Source organism: Catenulispora sp. GAS73 (genome assembly GCF_041262085.1).
Taxonomy (GTDB): Bacteria; Actinomycetota; Actinomycetes; order Streptomycetales; family Catenulisporaceae; genus Catenulispora.
In genome coordinates this window covers 1-23,369 of the sequence record NZ_JBGCCM010000036.1, presented here as the reverse complement: position 1 = coordinate 23,369, position 23,369 = coordinate 1, and the positions used below count along the sequence as shown (strand labels likewise).

Sequence of the window (23,369 nt, the reverse complement as noted above, 5' to 3'; positions counted from 1 at the left end):
GTGACCGGCGAGTTGTCGATAAGCGGACCGGCGGATTTTCTTCGCCGCGTCGGGCGGACGGCCTCAGGCCGCCAGGCGCTCGGCGAGCCGCGTCGGGGTGTGCGCGGCCAGCCGCTCGCGCACCGACATGTCCTTCACCCGGGCCAGCGCGTAGGCCGCGGCGATCGCCGCGACGATCGATATCACCCCGCCGCCGCCGACCGCGTAGCGCGCCCCGAAGTGCTGCCCGACCCAGCCGACCAGCGGCGAGCCGACCGGCGTGCCGCCGAGGAAGACCACCATGTACACGCTCATCACGCGCCCGCGCATCTCCGGCTCGACGCCGGTCTGCATGGTGGCGTTGGCCGCCGTGGTGACCATGATGATCATGACGCCGACCGGCAGCAGCAGCGCACCGTAGAGCACCGGGTCCGGCATCAGCGACACCACGGTGGCGGCCACCCCGAAGCCCAGGGCGCTGAGCAGCACCAAGGCCACCCCGACCCGGCGCTTGCGGGCCGTGACCAGCGCACCGAGCAACGCGCCGAGCGCGAGCAGGATGTTCAGCAGCCCGAACACGCCCTTGCCGAGGTGGAAGGTCTGCACCGCCATCAGGGTGCTGGTGATCTGGAAGTTCAGGCCGAAGGTGGCCAGGAAGAACATGCAGGCCAGCACGGCCACCAGGTCCGGCCGGGTGCGCAGGTAGGCGAACGCCTCGCGGTACTGGCCCTTGGCGCGCACGATCGGAACCGGCGCGTGCAGCTCGTCGCGGCGGATCAGGGCCAGCGCGGTGATGATCGCGATCGCGGTGATGGCGTTGGTGATGAACACCCAGCCGACGTCCATGACCGCCAGCGCCAGGCTGGCCAGCGCCGGGCCGAGCATCCGGGCCAGGTTGAAGGTGGCGGCGTTCAGCGACACCGCGTTCGGCAGCGCCTCGGGCCCGACCAGCTCGATCACGAAGGACTGGCGCGCGGGGTTGTCGAAGGCGTTGACCGTACCGCCGATCAGGGCGATGAGGTACACCTGCCACAGCTGGACGGCGTTGGTGACGATCAGCAGGCCCAGGACCAGGGCGCACAGCCCGGTGAGCGCGGCGGTGAGCATCAGCAGGCGGTTCTTGCGGTAGCGGTCGGCGAGCGCGCCGCCCCACAGGCTGAATATCAGGGAGGGGCCGAACTGCAGCGCGGTGACGATGCCGAGTGCGGTGCCGGAGCCGGTGAGCGAGACGACCAGCCAGTCCTGGGCGATGCGCTGCATCCAGATGCCGGTGTTGGAGACCACCATGCCGCTGGCGAAGAGACGGTAGTTACGGATCGACAGCGAGGAGAAGGTGGCTGACTTCACGGCTGGGCAGGCCCCCCAAAGGACTTTCGGCGCCCCCGGGGCCCGACCGCCTCGGGATGCGAAAGTTAGCTTACCTTAGTACTTGGTTTTTGGTAACCCCCTATACCCGGTAGGTGGGCATTACCGGCAGCCGGGTGTCAGCTCGGTGTCATCTGTTGGTGAACGTCCGGGTTTCCTCGGGGAAACCGTCCGCGTCGAGGTGCACACCGCCTGTGACCTCGGCGATCAGGGCGGCGGCGGCCCGCGCGGAAGGCGGGCCGCCGGTGCCGTGCGGGCGCGGGTCGACGGGCCGTGCGAGGTGAGCCGAAACATCGCAGAACTCATAGATACTGCGCGGCCAGGCGTGGTCGGCGCGGCCCGCGAGGGCCGGCGGGAGCCGGGTGCCGGGGGCGTCCGCGCCGGCCGGGCGCACCCGCACTTCGAGCAGCCCGCGGTGCCGCAGGATGTAGCCGCCGTGGTCCGGGACCACCTCGCGGGTCAGGTCGGGGGCGATGGGGCGCAGGATCTCGCGCAGCACGATCCACGGGAGCATCTCGTGGCTGAAGACGGCGTGGTCGGCGTCGCCGGGGAGCGGGGGGTCCTCGTGCGGGGCGTGGATCGGGCCGCCGGGCAGGCGTGCGACGCCGCGCAAGCGCTTGGCCAGGCCGCGGACCAGGTGCCAGGCGTCAGCCTCGGGGCCGGTCGGGAGGCCCTGCGGGTAGCGGACGCGCAGGAGGTCGGCGTGCCGGCTGTCCAGGATCTTGGTGCGGGTGCGGCGGGTCTCGGCGACGTAGGCCAGGCCGAGGGAGGCCGCCGGGCCGGTGGCCGGCAGGCCCGCGTCGGCGCGGAGCATGGGGGTGAGGCGGAGGGGGCCGTGCCAGCGGATGGCTTCGGTGAGGAGGGTGGGGGCGGCGGGAGCGGCATGAGCCGAGGCGCGGTCGGCGTCGCCGGCGGGGGTCGGCCGGGGGACGGCGTCGGCGGCTGTCGGGTTCAGGGGCGGGGTCGCGGTGCGCTCCGCCGGCTGCGCTTGTGCCACGTCCGACGGGCCGGCCGGCCGCCAGCCCGGATTCCACGTCGCGACCAGCCCCGCGACCGTGGCCGGGGCCTGGAGCGCGGACAGCAGCAGCACCGGGTTGTCCCGGAGCAGGCGGTCAGTCCGCGCGGCGGGCTGGTCCGCGGAACGGGCGAAGGGCCAACGAACTGACAATGCGACCACATCGTCACTGTGTCAGCAGGCGGGTCGGGCTATACGTATCCGGGCTCAGATTCACCCGGTTGGCGCCGGCCGATCCCAGCCGGCGTCAGTCGGCGAAGTCCTCGGACCGCTCCTGGTCGAGCTTGTCGGCCTTGGCGATGTCGGTCCGATGGAAGTTCAGGTAACTCCGCGACGGCGTCGGCCCGCGCTGGTTCTGGTACCGCGACTGGTTGACGGCGGACCCGTACGGATTCTCGGCGGCCGAGGACAGCTTGAAGAAGCACAGCTGCCCGATCTTCATACCGGGCCACAGCTTGATCGGCAGCGTGGCGACATTTGAGAGCTCCAACGTCACATGCCCGGAGAACCCGGGGTCGATGAACCCGGCCGTGGAGTGCGTCAGCAACCCCAACCGCCCGAGACTCGACTTCCCCTCCAACCGCGCGGCGAGATCCTCCGGCAGCGTCACGACCTCGTACGTCGAGGCCAACACGAACTCGCCGGGATGCAGAATGAACGGCTCGTCCCCATCCGGCTCCACCATCCGCGTCAGCTCAGGCTGCTCCTGCGCCGGATCGATGTACGGATACCGGTGGTTCTCGAACACCCGGAAGAACCGGTCCAGCCGCACATCCACACTGGAGGGCTGCACCATCGCAGGTTCGAAGGGGTCCAGGACTACCCGGCCCGCCCCGATTTCAGCCCGAATGTCCTTATCTGAGAGCAACACGCACCCCACGCTACCGTGTCGAAGGCGCACCCCTCGCCGGGCCCCACACCCCGCGCCCCCGCGACGCAACCTCCGTGACGCGGTCCCGAGCGATCAGGTACAGTTGGCGCTCATACGGCGGCTCGCCGGGCGGATTCCCGCCGGTGGGCGCCCGTGCGGGCGTAGTTTAATGGTAGAACATGAGCTTCCCAAGCTCAGAGCGCGAGTTCGATTCTCGTCGCCCGCTCACTCGAAGAGAGCCCAGGTACCGGATTCCCGGCGCCCGGGCTCTCAGTGTTTTTACGCTCCCGGCGCCGGACCTGGTACGACGTTGATGTCCGCGGTGGCCGGACCTACGCTCGGCGCATGGTTTCATCGGGGGAAGTCACGATCCGTGCGGATCGGGGAACTCGTATCTTCATCTTCACCGTCCTGGGGCTCTTCCTGGCGGTCTGCGCGGCCTTGGCCGTCAGTTCGCTCGTGACCGCGCATACGGTCGCGCCCAGGGATGGGATGTCCGTCGCGTGGTTCGATGTGAGGGCGGTGACGACTGCGGTCGTCGCCATGACGCTCGGGACGTTGCTCACCTTGCTGTGCCTGCCCACGTACCTGGGTACGACGTGCATCCGGGACGACGGGCTGCTGATTGCCAAGCCGTGTCGGCGGGCGCGTCTTTTGCCCTGGTCGGAGGTCGACTATCTCTGGGTCGACGCCGTCGCGTACGGAAGGGGCGTTCCGACCAAGGGGCTGCGCGCGGTGTCGAGTGGGCACGGCCAGTTCCTGCCGGGGATCGTGAGCACCAGTCGCCCCGACTTTCAGCTGCAGGTGCAGGCGGTCGAGGCAGCCTGGCGCCTCGGCAACCCCCAGGCCGTGCTCGTCAGGAAGGGGGACCCCACCAAGAACAAGGCCCGCAGTCGGCTTCGTCGCAGGCGTCGGCGCTGAGCGCCTGCCGCCGGGCAGCCGTGGGCCGCCGCCTCAACACCGGGACCGAATCAGGCCCTGTCGTTCGAACTTTTGTGCGAGTATGGAGCCGTGACGGAACCGCGGCGCTACTTCGGGCTTGACTACCCACGGATCGTTCTCACCCTTCTCAGGATCCTTGTTCACGAGGGACCGGTTTCGATGGCCGCGATGCACCGCGAGCTCGGGCTTGACGTCCATCAGGACGCTCCTGGGTCGGATGTTCGGCACACGCTGCTGTCCGCGGTGCAGTTGCTCGCAGCGCTCGCGCAGGACAATGCCTCGGCGACCGGGCGGACGTTGGAGGAGGTCGTCGACGAGCTGTCGATCAAGCTTGAGTTGGCCAATACCGGGCCGTTGGATCGGGGGAGTCTTGGGCGGCGGGAGTGCGCCGATGCCGCCGACGCAGCCCAGGCCCCAGATGGCGACTCGGCCGGCTCGGCAGGCTCCGGCGAGGGCTCCGACCGCGAGTGCGACCGCTGATTGTCCCACTTGGTACATAAGCCCGCTTCACGCATTTCACCATCACTTTGTTTGCCATTCCGTGATCTACGCCCCCTGTCGCAACCCCCCGTTCATCGCCAGAATCAGCGACGCAGCCGGATGATCCGCCGCTGCGCACACCGCGGGCGCCGCCACCGTTGGCACCCGCGGGGTGCCGCTTCGACGAAGGAAGCTCACCGTGGCAAACCCCACAAACGCGACCTCTCGCCTCAAGGAACCGCTCAAGGGATCTCCCGAGGGGTCCCGCAAGGAATCGCGCAAGGGCGGGCGGGTCGCCGCCGCCGTCTCGATGGCCGGCACGTTGGCGGCCGGTTCGATGTTCCTCATCGGGGCCGGGGCCGCGCATGCCGCCACCTCGAATGTGCTGCCCGGGTCGAAGCCGACGTGGGCTTCGGCGAGTGCCGATCGCGGGTCGGCGCCGGCTGCGGCGCCGTTGGCCGTGCGGGTGTACCTGGCCGGGCGGGATCCGCAGGGACTCGCCGCTTACGCGCGGTCGGTCGCCGATCCCAAGAGTGCGGCATACCGGCACTTCCTGACGCCGGAGCAGATCCAGGCGCGGTTCGGCGCCAGTGCGGAGCAGATCGCGGCGGTCAAGGCGTGGCTGGGCGGGGCCGGACTCACGGTCACCGGGCAGACCGAGGACTACATAGCCGTGCAGGGCAGCACCGCGGCTGTCGCGGCCGCCCTGAACACCTCGTTCCACGAGTACGCCACGTCCGACGGCACGCTGCGCGCGCCCTCGCGCGACGTCAGCGTCCCGGCCGCCGTGCGCTCCGCGATCATCGGCATCGTCGGGCTGTCGCAGGACCGGACCGCGAACAAGCCGAACAACTCCGCCGGCAGCGACGCGAACGACAAGAAGACCGCCTCGGTCTCCCCCGGCGGTGTCCCCTACCTGGGCACCACGCCCTGCTCGGACTACCAGGGCCAGAAGCTCGCGACCGGCCTGCCGTCGCTCAACGGCCAGTCCGTCCCGTGGGCGGTCTGCGGCTACACGCCGACCCAGGTGCGCGGCGCCTACGGCGTCACCAGCACCGGCCTGACCGGCAAGGGCGTCACCGTCGCGGTCCTGGACGCCTACGGCCTGCCGAGCATGAAGGCCGACGCCGACGAGTACGCGACGCGGCACGGCGACAAGCCGTTCCGGCCGGGTCAGTACTCGGAGATCGTCACGCCGGGTCAGTGGACCGACCAAGCCGCGTGCGGCGAGCCCGCCGGCTGGGCCGGCGAGGAGGCGCTGGACGTCGAGTCGGTGCACGGCATGGCGCCCGACGCGAAGGTGCTCTACATCGGTGCGAACTCCTGCTTCGACACCGCCGGCGGGGGCGTCGCGGCTAACGGCGGCCTGTTGGACTCGCTGCAGCTCGTCGTCGATCACCACCTGGCGGACATGGTGTCCAACTCGTGGGGCGAGCTGATGCACTTCCTGGACCCGTCGGGCAACCCGGTGGACCTGGACCCGACGCTGATCAACGTCTACGAGCAGACCTTCCAGAAGGGCGCCGCCGAGGGCATCGGCTTCTACTTCTCGGCCGGCGACTGCAGCGACGACAACCCGGCCAGCGGCTGCGGCTCGGGCGCCGGCTCCTCGCGCTCGCAGGCCGAGTACCCGACGTCCTCGCCGTGGGTGACCTCGGTCGGCGGGACCAGCATCGCGATCGGCGCGGACAAGCGGATCCAGTTCCAGACCTCGTGGCAGACCTCGACGTCGGCGCTGGCGACCGGCGGCACGGCCTGGACTCCGGCGTCGTACCTCTACGGCGGTGGCGGCGGCACCAGCGACGTGTTCGCGCAGCCGTGGTACCAGAGCTGGCTGGTCCCGGCCTCGCTGTCCAGCACGCTGCTGAACGGCACCGCGACCTCGCCCAAGCGCGTGGTCCCTGACGTCGCGGCCTACGGCGACCCGAGCACCGGCTTCCTGCAGGGCTACACCCAGCAGCTGCCGGACGGCTCTACCGCCTACGCCGAGTCCCGCATCGGCGGCACCAGCCTGGCGGCCCCGACGTTCGTCGGCGTCCAGGCCGACGCACAGCAGGCGCAGGGCGGCCCGATCGGCTTCGCGAACCCGGAGATCTACCTGCGCGCGACCTTCGGCCTGTTCACCGACGTGACCGACCACCCGCGCACGAACTCGCCGCTGGCCGTGGTCCGCGGCAGCACGACGGCCCCCGCGCTGCGGCAGTTCGGCCAGGGCGTCGACCTGCACGCGACGAAGGGCTACGACAACGCGACCGGCGTCGGAACCCCGAACGCCTGGTACCTGGAGTCGTTCCGGTAGGCGCCGAGATCCATCGACGCTGATCGCTGCCGGGGTCCCTTCGGGGACTCCGGCAGTTCGGGCCCCGTCAGGCCGAAGAGGTAAGTCGCGCGATCCCCTCGCTGAGCTCGGCATGATCCGCCGCGGCGGCGAACCCGACGCGGATGTACGCCGCGGGAGCCTCGGCTGCGAAGTTGCCACGACCGGGGCTCACCGCGACCCCCCGGCTGCGCGCGCCACGGACCACCGCCAGGTCGTCCTCGCCGGGCGCGAGCCGGATCCACAGGTGCAGTCCGCCTGCGGGAATCCGGGTCAGCGTCCAGTCGGGGCGCGCGAGCTCCACAGCCGCGGCAGCCGACGCGCAGCGCTCCCGCAGCGCCGTGCTCAGAGTTCTGAGATGCCGATCCCACGACGGCGAGCCCAGGATCTCCAGCGCGGCCTCCTGCATCGGCCGCGCGACGAAGAAGTCGTCGACGCGCCGCAGCGCACGCAGCCGCTCCAGCACCGGGCCGCGGGCCACCAGCGCCCCGATGCGCAGGCTCGGCGCGGCGGGCTTCGTCAGCGACGTGACGTACACGACCGTCCCGTCGCGGTCGTCCCAGACCAGCGGCGGCGGCACCGGTCCGCCGTGGCCGAGGTGGCGGGCGAAGTCGTCCTCGACGAGGAACGAGCCGGCGGCCCGGGCGATGTCGACGACCTGCCGCCGACGCTCCGCCGCCAGTACCGTCCCCGTGGGGTTGTGGAACGTCGGCTGGCAGTACAGCAGCCGCGCACCGGTCATCGCGAACGCGTCGGCCAACAGATCCGGCCGAAGCCCGTCGTCGTCGAGCGGAACCGGGACCGGCCGCAGACCGGCGGCGCGGGCCGCCTCGACGGCCACCGGATAGGTCGGCGACTCCATCAGGATCGGGCTGCCCGGAGCCGCGAGCGCGCGGAACGCCATCGACAGCGCGCCTTGCCCTCCGGAAGTGATCAGCACGTCCTCCGCCGTCACGCCACCTCCGACTGAGCGCGCGAACATCGCGCGCAACGCCTCCAACCCGGCGACCGGCGCGCGGTCCCAGGCGTCGATCCGCCGTGCTGCGCGGGCCAGGGCCGAGCCCAGTACACCGGTCGGCTGAAGCGAGCGGTGCAGGTATCCGCCGTCGAGCAGGATCGTGCCCTCCGGCGCCGGGCCCAGGGCGGCGGTGATCTGGTCCGTGCCGACGGATCGGTCGGCAAGCGCTACCGTCTGCCAGGCGGTGTCGGCGATAGCACTTTCCCGGCGAGCCCGGGACGCGACGAACGTGCCGCTTCCGGTCCTGGTGACGACCACGCCCTCGGCCGCCAGCCGCGCGATGGCACGCGCCACCGTCACCGGGCTCACCTGGTGTTCGGCGACGAGTTCCCGGCTGCTCGGCAGCCGATCGCCGGGAGCCAGCCGGTCCGCGAGTCGGCGGAGGCGGTCCGCCAACGCGACCGTGGTGCTATCGTCATTCATGAATGATGATGATAGCGCTACAGATCTCCTTGCCGAAGCGCTACTCGACGTGGCCGCCCTCCGGGCCGAGACCCCCGGCTGTGCCGAAGTAGTCCACTTCAACAACGCCGGCTGCGGCCTGATCCCGGCGCCGGTGCTGCGCCCCGTGCTGGAGCACCTGGAGCTCGAAGCCCGCATCGGCGGCTACGAGGCGGCCGCGCGACGATCCGAGGCCGTGGCGGACTTCTACGCGGCGATCGGCTCGGTCGTCGGCTGCGCGCCGGAGAATATTGCGTTCGCCAGCAGCGCCACGCACGCCTTCGCCACCGGCCTTTCCGCGATCCCCTTCGAGCCCGGCGACGTCATCCTGACCACGCGCAACGACTTCGTCTCCCACCAGATCGCCTTCCTGTCGCTGCGCAAGCGGCTCGGCGTCCAGATCGTGCACGCCCCCGACGCGCCCGAAGGCGGCGTCGACGTGACGGCGATGGCCGAGCTCATGAAGCGGCACCGGCCCCGGCTCGTCGCGGCCACGCACATCCCCACCAACTCGGGCCTGATCCAGCCGGTCGCCGAGATCGGCCGGCACTGCCGCGCCCTGGACCTGCTGTACCTGGTGGACGCGTGCCAGTCGGTGGGCCAGATCCCGGTCGACGTCGAGGCGATCGGCTGCGACCTGCTCACCGCGACCTGCCGCAAGTACCTCCGAGGGCCGCGGGGATCCGGCTTTCTGTACGTGTCCGACCGGGTTCTGGACGCCGGATACGAGCCGTTGTTCATCGACATGCACGGCTCACGCTGGGTGGCGCCGGACCGCTATCAGCCTGCTGAGACGGCGGCGCGGTTCGAGGACTGGGAGTTCCCGTACTCGACCGTCCTGGGCTGCGCGGCGGCCGCGCGGTACGCGGAGGGCGTCGGCATGCAGGCCGGCGGCACGCGGGCTCTGGCGCTGGCGGCGGACCTGCGTACGCGGCTGAGCGCGATCCCCGGCATTCGCGTCCTGGAGCGGGGCACGGCGCTCGGCGCCCTTGTCACGTTCACCATCGAGGGCTGGGAGCCGCAACCGTTCAAAGCGGCGCTGGACGCCCGCGGCATCAACTCCGCGCTCAGCTTCCGCGAGTTCGCAGTGTTCGACTTCGGGGACAAGAACGTCGACTGGTGCCTGCGCTTGTCGCCGCACTACTTCAACACCGAGGAGGAAGTCGCCGCCGTCGCCTCGGCGGTCGCGGAACTCGCCACGCCAAGGGGCATCCGGTGACCACTCAGCACGCAGCCCCAGCGACCCCCGCGGACCCGGCCGATTCCCCCGACGCCCCCGACTCTCCCGCACGCAGCCTGTGGCACCACCCCGACTTCCTCAAGTTCTGGTTCGGCGAAACGGTGTCGCTGCTCGGCACGCAGGTCTCGACCCTGGCACTGCCACTGACCGCGATCTCGACCTTCCACGCCTCGAACGCCGAGGTCGGCCTCCTGCGCTTCCTCCAGCTCGTGCCCTACATCGGCCTGGCGCTCGTCTTCGGCGCGTGGGCGGACCGCGTCCGGCGGCGGCACGTCATGATCGCGACGAACCTGGTCCGGATGGTCCTGGTCGGCCTGGTCCCGATCCTCGCCGCCGCACACGCTCTGTCCATGCCGCTGCTCCTCGTGATCGCGTGCGCGGTCGGCGTCGCGTCGGTGCTGTTCGACGTCAGCTGGATGCCCTACGCCCCGACGCTCGTGGACGGCGACGAGCGCCGCTACGTCGAAGTCAGCGCGAAGATGGGGATGAGCTCGTCGGCTTCGGACGTCGCGGGGCCGGGGCTGGCCGGCCTGCTAGTGTCGGTGCTGAGCGCGCCGACCGCCCTGATCGTGGACGCCTGCAGCTACGCGGTCTCCGTCGCCTCGCTCGCGGCGATCCGCAAGCGCGAGCCGCGTCCGGTCCCCACGCGGCGACGGAACCTGCCGCGCGAGATCCGCGAAGGCCTGGCGTGGGTCTTCGGCACGCGTGTCCTGCGTTGGCTGGCGTTCGTCGGCTTCTGCTGCAACTTCTCGATGATCACGGTCTGGACGATGTTTCTGCTCTACGGCACGCAGGAGCTGCATCTGGCCGCCTCGACGCTGGGAGCGATCTTCGCGACGGCCTCCGTCGGCGGCCTGATCGGCGCGGCGGTCTCCCGCAGGGTGCTCGCGCGGTTCCGGATGGGCCGGGTCTACTTCTGGGCCCAGACCGCACTGCTGGCCGGCCCGGCGCTGATCGCCGTGGCGAGCGGCCCGAAGCCAGCGGTAGTGGCGCTAGTGACAGTGTCCTTCTTCACCACATACCTCGGCCTCGGGATCGCGAACGTGGTGATCGTCAGCCTGCGCCAGGCCGCGACCCCGCCCCCGCTGCTGAGCCGGATGACGGCCTGTTTCCGCATGCTGCTGTTCGGCGGGGGCGCCCTCGGCGGCCTGACGGCCGGCCTGCTGTCCGGCGCGGTGGGCGACCGCAACGCCCTGATCACGGCCGCCGCGCTCTCGGCCGCGGTGATCGTGGCGTTGGCGGTCTCCCCGGTGAGCCGGTTGCGCGACCTGCCGGGCTAGGAGGACAGGGTCCTTACAAGGCGACGATCCCGCCGCCGTCGGCGGACCGGTACGCCGCCATGATCAGGTCCAGCACCACCGATCCCTCGGCCTCGGTGTGGATCGGCCGCTCACCGGTGGCGAGACAGTGCACGAAATGCTCGATCTCAGCAGTGAACGTGTCGACTGCCGGAAAGCGGCGGTCCCGCGAGCCGCCGTCGACCGTCTCCAGGCTCAGCCACTCGGCACCGCCGCGCAGCGAGCCGTTGGAGCCGAAGACCGAGAACCGCTCGGTGTCCGACGGCGGCTGGTAGGCCCAGCTGGTCGCGATGTTGCCGACCACGCCGTTGTCGAAGCGAACCAGCACCTGCGCGGAGTCCTCGGCGTCCAGGAAGCCCAGGCGGTGGTTCGCGAGCATCGCCGTGACCTGCGTCGGCCGACCGCCGGCGAGGTGCACGAGCAGGTAGGAGGGGTGGTAGCCGGTGTCGATGAGCTCGCCGCCGCCGCTGGTCGCGGAGCTGGCGCGCCAGCCCGCCGATTCGGCGGTCATGGAGGTGCGGAAGGCGTCGTTGGTGCGGACCTCGTAGATGTCGCCGAGTTCGCCGGCGTCGATGATCTGCTTGGCGGTGACCACGGACGGCAGGAACAGCTGGTTGTGCGCGCACATCAGGGTGACGCCGGCGTCCGCCACCGCCTCGCGGACCCGTGCCGCCTCCTCGGGAGTCGTGCACAGCGGCTTCTCGCACAGGATGTGCTTGCCCGCCCGCGCCGCCGCGATGGCGGCGGCGGCGTGCAGGTGGTGCGGCAGGCAGATATCGACCGCGTCCACGTCCGCGGCCAGCATCGCGTGGTAGTCCTCGTAGGGGGTCGCGTCGAGTTTGTCGGACAGCGCCTCGGCGGCGGCCGGGGCGATGTCGCTCACCCCGGTGACCCGAACGGCTTCGGGCATCTGCGCGTAGGACTCGCCGTGCAGGCCGGCGATGCCCCCGGCGCCGATGATCCCGACCTTCAACTGCTTCGCCATGATGTGTCCCTGTCACTCGTGCGGGCGCGAGACGGCAGTGCCCGTCGCGGCGCTCGCATTGGCCATGGTCACCAGCTCGGTGAGGTTGCGCGCCGCGCTCAGGTTGGCTTCGTCGAGCGTTCCGGCGGCGGTGTGCCCGACCCACAGCTCGAACGGCGTCGGGCCGTCCTGCTCAGCGGCCTCCAGATCGGCTGGCCGGCCGTCCTCCCACAGCTGGAAACTGTCGCCGGAGTAGCCGTAGAACAGGCTCGCGCCGTTCCAGTGGAGTTCGATGGTGAAAGGGCTGTAGCCGGGGGTCACGAAGCCGGTCTCCGCGACGCCGATCGCGCCGTTGCCATAGCCGAAGGTGACGACCGAGTTGTCGTCGACCCCGCGGCCGGTCATCTGGCCGTAGACAGCCGAGACCGACACCGGGAGCCGGCCGAAGAAGTGGTCCAGCAGATAGACCGGATGGCACCCGAGGTCGGTGAAGGCCCCGCCGACGGCCTCCTCGGGATCGTAGAAGCGCTTGGGCAGCCAGTCCTTGATGGATCCGTCGTGCGCCAGCCGGACCCGCGCGTACGTGAGGTCGCCGTACTGACCCGAGCGCAGCAAGCGGTCGACAGTCAGCGTGTAGTGCTCGTGGAGGCGCGGTAGGGCGACCGTCAGAGCGACCCCGGCCTCGCGCGCGGCGCCGACGATCGCGTCCACCTCGCCGAGGTCCACGCCGAGCAGCTTCTCGGCGAAGACGTGCTTCCCGGCGGCCACGGCGCGCAGCATGACGTCCGCGTGCTCGACCGTCGCCGTGGTCACGACGACCGCGTCGACGTCACCGGCCAGAACCGCGTCCAGGTCGGGGAAAAACGGGACTCCCCACCGCTCGGCGGCCTCGGCCCCCCGCTGCGCGTCGGGGTCCCACACCGCGACCAGCTCGGTACCGGGATGATCGCGGATCATCTCGGCATACCCCGTGGCATGCACATGCCAGAAACCCAGGATCGCCACTTTGAGCATTGCGGATTCCACCTCTCAGGACTGGATGACAGGACTGGCTGAACGGTGACTGGCTGAACGCTGACTGGATAGACGGGGAAGGGAGGTCTGGCTACTTGAGTGCGCCCTGCGTCATGGCCTGGACGATCCGTCGCCCGGCCCACAGATAGAGCAGGATCATGGGCATCACCAGGATGACGATCCCGGCGAACAGTCCGCCCCAGTTCGAGGTGTACTGCATCGACTCGTACAGCCCCAGCAGGGTCGCCGGCAGCGTCCGCTGCTGCGGATCGCCGACCACGACGAGCACGAACAACGTCTCGTTCCACAACGCCACGGTGTTCAGCACGAGCGCCGTCACCAGCCCGTGCCGGGCCAGCGGAACCATGATCTGTACGAAGGTCCGGGTGGGCCCGGCGCCGTCGACGGCGGCCGCCTCCTCGATCTCGGTGGGCAGCGACCGGAAGTACATGGTGAGCAGATAGACGGTGAAGGGCAGGGACAGGACGATGTAGATCAGCACCAGCGAGATCCGATCGTCCCACCATCCGGTGACCCACTCCGTCATGAAGGTCGACAGGTCGTTGGACATCAGGAAGAACGGCACCACCAGAGCCTGCGCGGGAATCCCCATGCCGACGGCGAAGTATGTGACGACGCGCGAGGCGCTGCGCCGGTCCGACCGGGCCAGCACGTAGGAAGCCGGAGTGGCGAGGACCATCGTGAGCACAGCGGCGGCGGCCACCACGACGACCGAACTGAAGGCCGCCCGCCCGAACCCGGACACGGACCAGGCCACGCTGTAGTTCCGCCACTGCGGCGACTTCGGCAGGCCGAACGGGTCCGCGAAGATCTCCCGGGTGGTCTTGAGCGAGGAGACCACGACCCACAGGGTCAGGACCACGAGCATCCCGACCCACAGCCACAACCCGGCGCGGACCGCCCCGCCCAGCAGCGTGTCCAGACGGTCGATCGGCCGGCGGCCCCGGGCCGGTCGCGCCCCGGCCGACACCGGAGCAGGGCCTGAAGGAGCACCCGAGGTGGCGAGCTTGTCAGCGACCGGACTCACAGTTCCACCACCTCCGACCGCAGCAGCCGCCGCAGCGTCACCACGAGCACGGCGGTCAGCAGGAACATCACGACGCCGACGGCCGCCGCCGACCCGAGCTGCGGCGTCCCGGAGATCCCGCCGGTGACCGCCAGATACTGCTCGACGGCCGCACTGCGGGCCTGGACCGGCGGCGTCCCGGCGGTGCCGGTGAAGGCGATCACGATCTCGAACGTCTTCACCGAGCCGATCACCCACAGCACGGCGCCGGTGGAGAAGGCGTCACGGCTGAGCGGGAAGGTGAGGTACCGGAACTGCTCGACGCGGTTCGCCCCGGCCAGCCGCGCCGACTCGTAGAGCTCCTCCGGGATCGCGTCGACCCGGGACATCATGATCGCCACATAGAAGCCGGTCGCGGTCCACACCACCGCCGCGATGATGCACTTGAAGATGAGATCCGGTCCGAGCCACCCCCGGGTCAGTGTGTGGAGCCCGACGTCCGACAGCAGCCGGTTGAGCGCGCCGTCGGGGTTGAGCAGGAAGCCGACCGCCGTGCCGATCGCGATCGGCGACAGGATGCTCGGCACGAACAGCACCGACCGGACGAACGCCCGCCCCCGCATCTCGCGCACCACGATCATGGTGAGGAAGGTCAGCGCGAAGACGAACACGCCGCCGAGCACGACCAGGATCAGGGTGTTGCGGAACGCGGTGAGGAACACCGGGTTGGTCAGCATGGCGCGGTAGTTGGCCAGGCCGGTGAAGCGGGCCGGCGTCCCCAGGCCCTCCCATCGGGTGAAGCTGTACCAGATGGTCACGGCCGACGGCGCGATGAACAGGACTGTGTAGATCAACAGAGCGGGAAGCAGGTAGGGAACGTAGATCCGGTCCCGTTCCCCGCGGACTCCGCCGACAGTGCGCGTGCGCGTCATGGGTCGGCTTCAGTGATAGGAGGCGGTCTGCGACTTGCCCATGCTGACGAACTGCTGGGCGCTGATCTTGCCGGAGAGGAGCTGGTCGTCCAGTGGCAGGAAGACGTCGTTCCACCAGCCGGAGTACAGGCTCGACGCCCCGTCGTCGGTCGGCTGGGAGGCCGTGGCGCCGACGATGGCCTGCTGCGCGGCGAGCAGCATCGTCGGCGCCGGCACGTCGGACCGCGAGGGGATGTTCAGCGCCTTGGTGGAGATCTGGCTCATGTACTTCTTCTGCGCCATGAAGGCCAGGAACGACTCGGCGGTGCTCACATTCGGCGACTTGGGGTTGAGGCTCCAGCCGAGCGTGCCGACCTCCACGGAGCTCTTCCCGCCGGGCACCGACGGGAACAGGAACATCTGGGCCTGGAACCCAGAGGCCTGATACTTCGAGGTCTCGCTGTTCAGCCAGGTGCCGTTGATGTTCATGTCCTCGGTGCGCGAGGCCCACTGGTTCTGCGCGGCCGGGTACTTCGTCGCCATGTAGTCGGGTTCGAACAGGCCCGCCTTCACCAACCGCTCGACGTCCCGGGCGGCGGCGAGCACCGCCGGGTCGTCCCAACCGGCCGGGCTCCTGCCCAGCGCGGCCATGGTGCCCGGGCCGCCGTGCCGCATCAGGAGCCAGTAGATCCAGTAGGCGTTGTAGCCGTTGACCGTGCCGTCCTGGGCGAAGGGCGCGTGCCCGGCGGCCTTCAGTTTCTCGGCCGTGGCCAGCAGATCGTCGAAGGTCGCCGGCGGGTTGGCGGCCCATTCCGGGTGGGTGGCCGCGTCGAACCAGATCCCGCTGGAGATGACCGTGTAAGGGATCAGCGCCAGGCCTGTGCTGTCCGAGGAAGCCTTCAGGGCCTGGGACGGCATGACGTCGCCGACCTTGTCGCCCTCGTTGGGGACGGGCAGGGTCAGAACCCCGGACAGATCGGCGACCAGGTTGTGGGAACGGAAGTCGCCGATGTGGTCGGAGGCGTCGTCGTAGACGTCCGGCGCCTTGCCGACCGCCCCGGCGTTCTTCACCTGGTTCGGGTAGTCCCGTCCCAGCCACTTCACATCGACGGTGACGCCCGTGGCCTTCTCGTAGTCGGCGATGGCCTGGGAGAATATCCGCGCCTGCGGCTCGCTGGATATCCACGAGGACCAATAGGTGATCGTGGGGTGGGTCGCCTTCTCGGCCCCGGTCTCCTTGGTTCCACACGCGGTGACGCCGAGCGCCGCGACCGCCGCGATGGCGACACCGGTCAGGGGTGTACGTCGGCGGATCCGTCCGTGCATTACTGCTCACCTCAGTTCGAAAGGACGTCCTGGATTGCGCATCCGATCTTGGAGTGTGGCTGTCCGCGGACGCCAGCACGCCCCCCGGCGTGCGGGCGGTTCGAGGGGTCTTCGAGGCGGTGGTTCGGCGATATACGGGCTTTAAATAACTAACTTTAAGTTAATATTCTGCCGACAGGGCGTCAAGGGCGGGACGAGGCGACTCTTCCCCCGATTTGCGAAGGAGGCGGCCCGTGACCGTGAACAGCGGCGACCGATCACTGCTGCGGCGGATCAATCTGCTGGCGACACTGCGCAGCGCGCGCGAAGCGCCGAAGACCATCGCCGCGTTCGCCACCTCCACCGGGCTGTCCCGGACGGCCGCCGAGGCGGTGGTGCTGGATCTGGTGGACCTCGGCTGGCTGGTCGAGGCCGGGCAGGGCGGGCATCCGGGCGCGGGGCGGCCGGCGCGGCACTACCGGCTGCGGGCCGAGGCCGGCGTCCTGCTCGGTGTGGACGCCGGGCCGCACAACATCGTCGTGACGGTCGCGGACCTGCGGGGCGAGCCGCTGGGATCGGCGCATCACGCCGTGCCCCAGGCGGCGTCGCCCCGCTCGCAGGTCGACGCGGTGCCGGCCGTGATATCCCAGGCCCTTGAGCGGTCCGGCCGGTCGCTGGCGGACGTGTGGGTCACGGCGGTCGGCGTGCCCGGCATCGTGCGTCGGGGGCGCGTCGCGCAGGTGGTGGGCTCGGCGGACAGTCCGGAAACGGATCTGGCGGGGCGTCTCAGAGCTCTGTTGGGCTGCCCGGTCCTGCTGGAGAACGACTGCAATCTGGCCGCCGTCGCCGAGCACTGGCGCGGTGTCGCACAGGATGTGGACGACATGGTGTTCGTGCACTCCGGGAACCGGACGAGCGCCGGGCTCGTCCTGGCCGGCCGGCTGTACCGCGGGCACACCGGCGGCGCCGGCGAGATCGGGGCTCTGGCGCAGGTCGGGTGGGAGGAAGCGCCGACCCGGCTGGAAGCGCTGCTGGCCGGGGGCCGCGCCCGGTCCCGCAAGGAGGTGTTCGCGCTCGCGAGCCGGGGCGACGCGGAGGCGCTGGCCGCGGTCGACGCGTTCAGCCAGGGCCTGGCCTTCGGGATCGCGGCGCTGGCGCTGGCGGTCGATCCGCAGCTGGTGGTGATCGGGGGCGGCAACGTCCGCGCTGGGGACACGCTCCTGACCCCGTTACGACGGTATATAGACGAGTTCACGTACTCGCGCGTCCCGACGGTCGGCGTCTCCTCGCTCGGCAACCAGTCGGTCAGCCTCGGAGCCGTCCGGCTCGCACTGGACGCCGTCGACGAGTTCCTGGAGGCGGCGGTGACCGCCGCCGCCGGGTTCCCGCCGCCGACGGTGGCGGCGTTCGCCGGCATCGGCGCGCGGGACGACCGTTGAGGTTCGCCTACCTCCGAGCCCGAGCCGAGATCCGCTCGTCCCGGTAGGACTTGGCGTACTTGCGGACGGTCAGCTCCTTGAAACCGAGGGAGTCGGCGAGTTCACGGACGGCGTCGTTGCGGGTCGGGCCGTGGTCGCTCAGCAGCGGGTGGTCGTGGTTCGAGCCCTGGTCGGTCAGGTGGTCGGCGGCGTCGTAGAAGGCTTGCTTGGCGCTCTGGCGGCCGGAGCCGTTCGCGGTGCTGACCGGAGGTACGGGAGGATCCGCGGGCTCATCCGGTTCAGCCTCCTCGACGGGCTCGACCCGCTCGACCCGCTCTACCCGTTCGACCGGCTCGGGCAGTTCCTGCTTCACGACCGCGGCAGGGGCCGGTCGCTGGGCCGGGATCGCGGCCGGCGGCCGGGAGCGCAGTTCATTGAGATCCCGTTCCAGATCGGCTATTCGGCGCCGGGCCGCGGCTTTCTCGTTGTTCCACAACTGCTCGGCACTAGTCCGCTCGCGCCGCTCGATCTCCATATTGGCCGCCAGCTCACGGCGGGACCGTTCGGACTTCTCAAGTTCGATGTCTGTCTCGACCGTCCGCGCCCGGACCGTCTCCAGCTCATCGCGCAGCTTGGACACCTGCTGGGCGAAGTCGGCCCGCTCCTTCTCGGCCGCCGAGATCGCGGCCGCCTGGTCGGCCTTCAGAGTCCGGGTGAGCTCTTCGAGCTTCGCGGCCGCCTCCTGCGCCGCCGCCTTCGCCGCCTCCCGTTCCTCGGTCAGCAGTCCGGTGAGTCGGCCGACCTCGGCCGCGTGCTCGTCCGCCTGGTCCTTGGCCTGCCGGAGCTCGGTCTGCGCCTCGTCGATGCCGAGCCGGGCCTGGGCGTCGGCGACGGCCTGGGCGCCGAGGGCGCTCATCAGGGCGCTGGGATCGGCGTGCAGACGTGCGTGCCGCTGGAGTTTGGCCTTCGCCTTGGCCTCGCGGGCCGCGATCCGTTGGACGGCCCCGTCCCGGGCGTTGTGCTCCTTGAGGATCCTCAGCTTGTCCGAGACCCGGAGGTAGCGCTCGAAGTGCCGGTTGGCGTCCAGGTCGGACAGCGTCGAGCCGTCCGCCGAGGCCAGGCCCAGCCGGATACCGAGCTCGCGGGGAGTGAAGCGCCACCGGATCTTCTCCAGCGGCTTGCCCTCCTCCTCAGCCTTCCGCTTACGGGCCTTGAGCCACAGGTCCAGCAGGTCCAACGTCCACAGCACCGCTATGACCGCCGCGACCAGGAGGCGGAACAGGCCCTCCCGGAATCCCGAGGAGTCGCTGGCCGACATGCCGCCGGAGGAGATCGCGAGGATCCACAGCATCACGGCGTAGATGAGCCAGTTGCCGGCTTCCTCGGCCTTCTCCAGCGCCTTGAGGCCGAACGCCAGGATCAGGATCTCCAGGAACGGGAACATGACGATCTTGTAGGCCAGCGACATGTGCATGACGTCGCCGAAGAAGTGCCACATGCCGGAGGCCTGGACCATGGTCGCCATCAGGGTGCCGAGGGCGACCAGCCCGCGGACCTTGACCGACCGGTCCTTGCCGTGGAGCTTCCAGACCAGCAGGCCCACCAGGGCGAGCACGATCGCGACCGCCACGCCGCCGAGAACCATCGACGGCACCGGATGTTTGTCCGCCCAGGACTGCACGTGCTTCCAACTCATGCCGCCCCCCTGGTCCCGGATTCCGTTTTTCACGCGGCAAGCGTAGGGGGCGTCCCTCATCCGCGGTAGCCGGGACCAGAATCAAGGGACGAACAGAACCCGTATTCATCGCGGCGCCCTGCTCGCCGTGCGGCCAACCCATCCAACTCACTCAGAGCCGGCCGCGATATACGAAGAAACCCCGCATCTGAAGCGTCTGTGTGAATTGCGGGTTTCCATCCCTTGTTTCCGGCTGCGGTCGGCGAGTCCGTGCAGAACAGAAGCATCCGCGAGTATCAGCGTTCGTAGTCGGCGACTGAACCCCTGTATGTCAGGATTCGGATGCTTCTGACTGGATCATGCTCAGATGCCTGTGATGCCTTTCTTTACCGAGATAGGCTCGCTTCGCGGCGAATGAAAAGCCAGCTCAGAGAAGGGGAGGGCGATCGAATGACCGTGTTTACCGTGTCTTTCTGCGGGACGGCGTGCACCCGGGACGAGGGTGAGACCTCACGCAGCGACAGCGATATGCGGATCTACGGCTCGGAAACGGGCTACATCCCGGTCCGCATCCACAAGGAGATCTCCGGCGATCTGCACGCCACCCGGCCCAGCGTGACGGTGCGCGGGGTGGGGCAGAACGACTGGAGCCAGCCCGGGAACACCAGCGAGCCGCTGGTACTGAGCGGTCCGCTCAAGGTTCCCAGCGATCTGCTCAGCGAAGCGCAGAAGTACTCCGGCGGTGACCGGCGCTCGACCACCTCACAGCTCACCGGCTGGGAGGCAGCGGCCCTGGCCTTGCACGGCGCGAACCTCGCGGCCGGCAGCGGCGCGGAGGCGTACAACTTCATCGGGCACAGCCGCGGTGCCGTGGAGGCCATCATGGCCGCCTGGTTCATCCAGGCGTACGGCCCGCCGGCGGTGAAGAACATCCCGATCCGCATCATCGCCATCGACCCCGTTCCGGGGCCGGGCCAGTGGTACGGGATCCTCACCCAGCTCCCGCCGAACGTGATCTCCTACGTCGGCGTCACCGCGTGGGACCACCTGGACACCGGCTTCAACGGCCTGGTGCCCCGGCCCAACGCGAAGATGGCCGGGAGCACCCAGACCCTGTCGCTGGGCGGCGGCTGGATGAGTCTGGCGGACAACTATCAGCTCACTGATCCACTGGCCGCGCCCAAGAGCGGCGCGACCCAGCCCAGCGACTACACGCTGTTCGCGTGCCGCGGCCGGCACGGGACGGTCGCGGGCAACGCGACCGCCGACGGGCAGTACGACCCGGCCAACGTCAGCGCGAGCGTCGCGCGGGTCGGGCAGCTGGTCTACAAGCTGGCCCGGGGCTACCTCACGCAGTGGGGCACGGTCTTCGCCGCCAAGTCCGCGGTCGGCCAGAGCGCGCTCCAGCTGCGGCAGGAGATCCACCTCGACCACGCGCAGCTCGACACCATGGCCGGCGGGCCGCTGCGGGACAGCGTGAAGCCCCTGCGTCCGTACGTGCGCCGGGTGTCCTCGATCTCCGGAAGCATCCCGTGGAACACGTACTACCTCGAAGACGTGGTGGGCGATCCGCCGTACCGGCAGCCGTATCCGGTGACGGCGGCCGCCAGCAAGGACGGCGGCTGGGTCCGATGGAACTTCCTGTAGACGAGAGCGAGTGAAGCCATGACTGAGATCGACAGTGTGCAACAGAAGGTCCAGGGCTACTTCAGCGCTCGTTCTGGACGCAGCTACATCCGGCTCCTGGACACCCCGCGGGTCTGGGGGATGCCGTTCGGCCCGGCCATCATGGATCAGGCCTGGGCGCGGCAGGCCGACTTCGAGCGGGCGCTGGAGGAGTGCGTCCAGAAATCGTTCTACCGCTGCGACCTGTCGTCGCTGAACTGCCCGGACCCGGACTGGGCCGGCATCATCATCGGCGCGATGGACACCGCGCTGAGCGCGAAGTCGGGCCGGGCCGCCCCGACGCAGTTCCGGTTCCTGTTCGGCCAGACACCGATGGTGCCGGTCGGTGAGCCGACGAACTACACGCTCTTCAAGCAGGCCCTCATCCGCCTGGTGCGGGACCGGGGCTCGGCCTGGGAGAAGCTGCCCGACATCTGGCTGGGCCGGTTCTACCGGCTGCGGGAGGGCTTCCTGGACGCGCTGCAGATGAAGGTCTTCGGCAACGACAGCATGTTCTCCAGCGACGACACCAAGATGACCTGGAACCACTCCAAGATCGTGGTCGTCGACGGGACCACCGCGCTGGCCGGCGGCCACAACCTGAACATGGACCTGTTCCGGAGTTATCCGCCGGTCCACGACCTCTCGGTCGTCGTCCACGGCCCCGGCGCGGCCGGCGCCCAAAGCTACCTGGACCAGCTGTGGGCGGTCGGCAACGACCTGCTGAGCTCCGAGCAGCTGGACGCGGTGAAGCTGACCTGGAACAACCGCGACCCCGCCACCTCGCGGCCGGCCAACCCGCTCACCGCGCCGGCAGCCGTCCAGTACGTCAGCGCCCACCAGGCGGCGATCGTCAAACTGCACGACGGTGATCCCAAGCCCGCCCCGCCGATCGTGCCGCCGCCCGGCCCGGCGCCCGGCGACATCCGCGGCCAGGACCTGGCGACGGTTCCGGAGCTCACCGTGAGCCCCTTCCCGATCCGGGTCATGTACCCCGAGTACGACGCGCTCACCGAGTACAAGCCGGCCACCGGGATGCTGGCGGTGGGCAAGTACTGGCGCAGCGGCACGGACTTCCAGAACGGGTCCGAGCTGATGAAGCAGCAGCTGATATCGGGGGCGAAGCGCTCGATCAAGATGTCGCAGATGGACCTCATCAGTGCCTGGAAGAAGAACTGGTCGGACCACGTGGTCTGCCAGTGGCTGATCCAGGCGCTGATGGCCACCAAGGGGCTGACGGTCCAGGTCGTCGTCTCTCCGCTGGACGCCGGCGCCGGCGCGGAGGGCGACCAGTACTCGTTCGGGTCCGGAGCCGTCCGCACCTTCGACCTGATCAAGTACTACATGACGCACGACGTCGCGACCGACGCCGCGCTCCCCGACCCGGGCGGCGCACGCGCCGAGGCGCTGAGCCGGCTGTCCGTGGCACCGCTCTATTACACGGACGCTGTGCCGGTCGGAAGCACGGTCGAGGGCGACACCTACAAGTGGCCGGGGCTCCCCAAGGACGGGTACACGGCCACCCTCAAGCAGCCGCCGCTGAGCGAGCAGCCGCCGAAGGCGGGCGTGATCGGCAGCGCCGCGACGTCTGTCCTGAACGCGAGCGGCTACATCTACAACAAGGTCCCGTCCGCACCCGGCAACCACGCCAAGCTGACGATCATCGACGACGAGGCGTACGTCGTCGGTTCGGACAACCTGTACCCGGGCTCGCTGTCGGAGTTCAACTACCTCATCGAGGGTCCGGAGGCCGTGGGCGAGCTGCTCAAGTCCTACTGGCAGCCGCTGTGGAAGTACGCCGGGCCGCACGCCCGGACGGAGAACAACGACCCGGCGGCCCCGGCGGTGCGGCTCGGACCGGCCGGCGCCCAGGGGATGCCGTTCGACGACACGGCCTCGACCCAGCGCATCGCGAGCCTCGACGTCTACCACGGCGAGATCGTCGACGGCCTCCACGCCACGCACGGCGACGGGACCGTCGACCCGGTCCGCGGCGGCAACGGGGTGCCGGTGGGCAGCGCGCCGAAGACCACGATCACCTTCAGCGAGACGGACCCGCTGGTCGGGATCTCCGGCGAGTGGGGGACGTGGTACGGCGGCCGGTACATCAGCAAGATCCAGTTCCACCAGCGCAGCGGCGCCGTCAGCCCGGTCTTCGGCAGCGGGACGTCGGTCTCGGGCGCCCAGACCTTCGACCTGCGTGCTCCCAGCCCGCAGAGCCAGGAGGTGACGGGCTTCTTCGGGTCGTCCGCGGCGGCGAACAACAACACCGCCCAGTGCCTGGGGTCCATCGGGATCGTCATCCGATAGCCCGGTGAACGTCGAAGCGGGGGGGGGGCCCCCCGGAACGGGGGGGTGTGGGGGGGGGCCCCCCCCGACAGCACGCGCGCAGACCGGAAGGGGGAGCGGCTGGGGCGCGACCGG

Annotated in this window: 18 protein-coding genes and 1 tRNA gene; 9 read left to right on the top strand and 10 right to left on the bottom strand. The window is 69.9% G+C overall.

The genetic code is table 11. The annotated features are described in order from the left end of the window. Positions 1-63: 63 nt before the first annotated feature. The 3 genes from ABH935_RS39655 to dcd form a co-directional block, all read right to left on the bottom strand. Positions 64-1,326 carry an MFS transporter gene (locus ABH935_RS39655; RefSeq protein WP_370383126.1) on the bottom strand — a complete coding sequence of 421 codons (1,263 nt, stop codon included), beginning with the start codon at positions 1,324-1,326 and terminating at the stop codon, positions 64-66. A gap of 148 nt (positions 1,327-1,474) precedes the next feature. Next, on the bottom strand, positions 1,475-2,512 hold the full coding sequence (locus tag ABH935_RS39650) for a hypothetical protein (RefSeq protein WP_370383125.1): 1,038 nt from the start codon (positions 2,510-2,512) through the stop codon (positions 1,475-1,477). A 94-nt stretch (positions 2,513-2,606) separates the two neighbouring features. Continuing rightward, complete coding sequence (gene dcd / locus ABH935_RS39645; protein ID WP_370383124.1) at positions 2,607-3,230, bottom strand: dCTP deaminase; 624 nt, start codon at positions 3,228-3,230, stop codon at positions 2,607-2,609. A 155-nt stretch (positions 3,231-3,385) separates the two neighbouring features. Here dcd and ABH935_RS39640 point away from each other — a divergent pair. The 4 genes from ABH935_RS39640 to ABH935_RS39625 all read left to right on the top strand — a co-directional run bounded on the left by ABH935_RS39640 (position 3,386) and on the right by ABH935_RS39625 (position 6,951). Continuing rightward, positions 3,386-3,456 (top strand) — tRNA-Gly (locus ABH935_RS39640). Between the two features lie 119 nt (positions 3,457-3,575). Beyond that, entirely contained in the window at positions 3,576-4,151 is a 576-nt protein-coding gene (locus tag ABH935_RS39635) for a hypothetical protein (protein ID WP_370383123.1), read from the top strand. A 180-nt stretch (positions 4,152-4,331) separates the two neighbouring features. Continuing rightward, complete coding sequence (locus tag ABH935_RS39630; RefSeq protein WP_370383122.1) at positions 4,332-4,652, top strand: hypothetical protein; 321 nt, start codon at positions 4,332-4,334, stop codon at positions 4,650-4,652. A gap of 199 nt (positions 4,653-4,851) precedes the next feature. Continuing rightward, positions 4,852-6,951: a protease pro-enzyme activation domain-containing protein gene (locus tag ABH935_RS39625; RefSeq protein ID WP_370383121.1), complete on the top strand. Its 2,100-nt coding sequence runs from the start codon at positions 4,852-4,854 to the stop codon at positions 6,949-6,951. 67 nt (positions 6,952-7,018) lie between these two features. Here ABH935_RS39625 and ABH935_RS39620 read toward each other — a convergent pair whose 3' ends face one another. After that, a complete protein-coding gene (locus ABH935_RS39620; RefSeq protein WP_370383120.1) occupies positions 7,019-8,410 on the bottom strand; it encodes a PLP-dependent aminotransferase family protein in 1,392 nt (463 codons plus the stop codon). Here ABH935_RS39620 and ABH935_RS39615 point away from each other — a divergent pair. Next, positions 8,409-9,647, top strand: a complete 1,239-nt coding sequence (locus ABH935_RS39615) for an aminotransferase class V-fold PLP-dependent enzyme (protein ID WP_370383119.1) — start codon at positions 8,409-8,411, stop codon at positions 9,645-9,647. The genes ABH935_RS39620 and ABH935_RS39615 overlap by 2 nt on opposite strands. Beyond that, positions 9,644-10,948 (top strand): MFS transporter, encoded by a 1,305-nt coding sequence (locus ABH935_RS39610; RefSeq protein ID WP_370383118.1) that lies wholly within the window; start codon positions 9,644-9,646, stop codon positions 10,946-10,948. Before ABH935_RS39615 ends, ABH935_RS39610 begins: the two co-directional genes overlap by 4 nt. Positions 10,949-10,961: 13 nt before the next feature. Here the strand turns inward: ABH935_RS39610 and ABH935_RS39605 are convergent, their stop codons facing one another. From ABH935_RS39605 to ABH935_RS39585, 5 genes are all read right to left on the bottom strand, one after another. After that, positions 10,962-11,951, bottom strand: coding sequence for a Gfo/Idh/MocA family protein (locus tag ABH935_RS39605; RefSeq protein WP_370383117.1), 990 nt, complete (start codon positions 11,949-11,951; stop codon positions 10,962-10,964). 12 nt (positions 11,952-11,963) lie between these two features. Then, the gene (locus ABH935_RS39600) at positions 11,964-12,944 is read right to left on the bottom strand and encodes a Gfo/Idh/MocA family protein (RefSeq protein WP_370383116.1); all 981 of its coding nucleotides are present in this window, start codon (positions 12,942-12,944) and stop codon (positions 11,964-11,966) included. 91 nt (positions 12,945-13,035) lie between these two features. Beyond that, the gene (locus ABH935_RS39595; protein WP_370383115.1) at positions 13,036-13,992 is read right to left on the bottom strand and encodes a carbohydrate ABC transporter permease; all 957 of its coding nucleotides are present in this window, start codon (positions 13,990-13,992) and stop codon (positions 13,036-13,038) included. Further along, on the bottom strand, positions 13,989-14,903 hold the full coding sequence (locus tag ABH935_RS39590) for a carbohydrate ABC transporter permease (RefSeq protein ID WP_370383114.1): 915 nt from the start codon (positions 14,901-14,903) through the stop codon (positions 13,989-13,991). Before ABH935_RS39590 ends, ABH935_RS39595 begins: the two co-directional genes overlap by 4 nt. Before the next feature lie 9 nt (positions 14,904-14,912). Then, the gene (locus ABH935_RS39585; protein ID WP_370383113.1) at positions 14,913-16,208 is read right to left on the bottom strand and encodes an extracellular solute-binding protein; all 1,296 of its coding nucleotides are present in this window, start codon (positions 16,206-16,208) and stop codon (positions 14,913-14,915) included. Between the two features lie 233 nt (positions 16,209-16,441). Between ABH935_RS39585 and ABH935_RS39580 the strand changes: the two genes are divergently transcribed. After that, the gene (locus ABH935_RS39580; protein WP_370383112.1) at positions 16,442-17,626 is read left to right on the top strand and encodes an ROK family protein; all 1,185 of its coding nucleotides are present in this window, start codon (positions 16,442-16,444) and stop codon (positions 17,624-17,626) included. Between the two features lie 7 nt (positions 17,627-17,633). Here the strand turns inward: ABH935_RS39580 and ABH935_RS39575 are convergent, their stop codons facing one another. Beyond that, complete coding sequence (locus ABH935_RS39575) at positions 17,634-19,301, bottom strand: hypothetical protein (protein ID WP_370383111.1); 1,668 nt, start codon at positions 19,299-19,301, stop codon at positions 17,634-17,636. A 429-nt stretch (positions 19,302-19,730) separates the two neighbouring features. Here ABH935_RS39575 and ABH935_RS39570 point away from each other — a divergent pair, with 429 nt between their 5' ends. Both ABH935_RS39570 and ABH935_RS39565 read left to right on the top strand, forming a co-directional pair. Next, a complete protein-coding gene (locus ABH935_RS39570) occupies positions 19,731-20,927 on the top strand; it encodes a Tat pathway signal protein (RefSeq protein ID WP_370383110.1) in 1,197 nt (398 codons plus the stop codon). 18 nt (positions 20,928-20,945) lie between these two features. Beyond that, complete coding sequence (locus tag ABH935_RS39565; protein ID WP_370383109.1) at positions 20,946-23,255, top strand: phospholipase; 2,310 nt, start codon at positions 20,946-20,948, stop codon at positions 23,253-23,255. Positions 23,256-23,369: the final 114 nt, after the last annotated feature.

What these genes read in the sequence shown, in the direction of transcription:
- ABH935_RS39635 (WP_370383123.1), top strand. Translation starts at nt 3,576, where the DNA reads ATGGTTTCATCGGGGGAAGTCACGATCCGTGCGGATCGGGGAACTCGT.
- ABH935_RS39620 (WP_370383120.1), bottom strand. Translation starts at nt 8,410, where the DNA reads ATGAATGACGATAGCACCACGGTCGCGTTGGCGGACCGCCTCCGCCGA.
- ABH935_RS39590 (WP_370383114.1), bottom strand. Translation starts at nt 14,903, where the DNA reads ATGACGCGCACGCGCACTGTCGGCGGAGTCCGCGGGGAACGGGACCGG.
- ABH935_RS39565 (WP_370383109.1), top strand. Translation starts at nt 20,946, where the DNA reads ATGACTGAGATCGACAGTGTGCAACAGAAGGTCCAGGGCTACTTCAGC.
- ABH935_RS39570 (WP_370383110.1), top strand. Translation starts at nt 19,731, where the DNA reads ATGACCGTGTTTACCGTGTCTTTCTGCGGGACGGCGTGCACCCGGGAC.
- ABH935_RS39615 (WP_370383119.1), top strand. Translation starts at nt 8,409, where the DNA reads ATGAATGATGATGATAGCGCTACAGATCTCCTTGCCGAAGCGCTACTC.
- ABH935_RS39600 (WP_370383116.1), bottom strand. Translation starts at nt 12,944, where the DNA reads ATGCTCAAAGTGGCGATCCTGGGTTTCTGGCATGTGCATGCCACGGGG.
- ABH935_RS39575 (WP_370383111.1), bottom strand. Translation starts at nt 19,301, where the DNA reads ATGAGTTGGAAGCACGTGCAGTCCTGGGCGGACAAACATCCGGTGCCG.
- ABH935_RS39585 (WP_370383113.1), bottom strand. Translation starts at nt 16,208, where the DNA reads ATGCACGGACGGATCCGCCGACGTACACCCCTGACCGGTGTCGCCATC.
- ABH935_RS39605 (WP_370383117.1), bottom strand. Translation starts at nt 11,951, where the DNA reads ATGGCGAAGCAGTTGAAGGTCGGGATCATCGGCGCCGGGGGCATCGCC.
- ABH935_RS39630 (WP_370383122.1), top strand. Translation starts at nt 4,332, where the DNA reads ATGGCCGCGATGCACCGCGAGCTCGGGCTTGACGTCCATCAGGACGCT.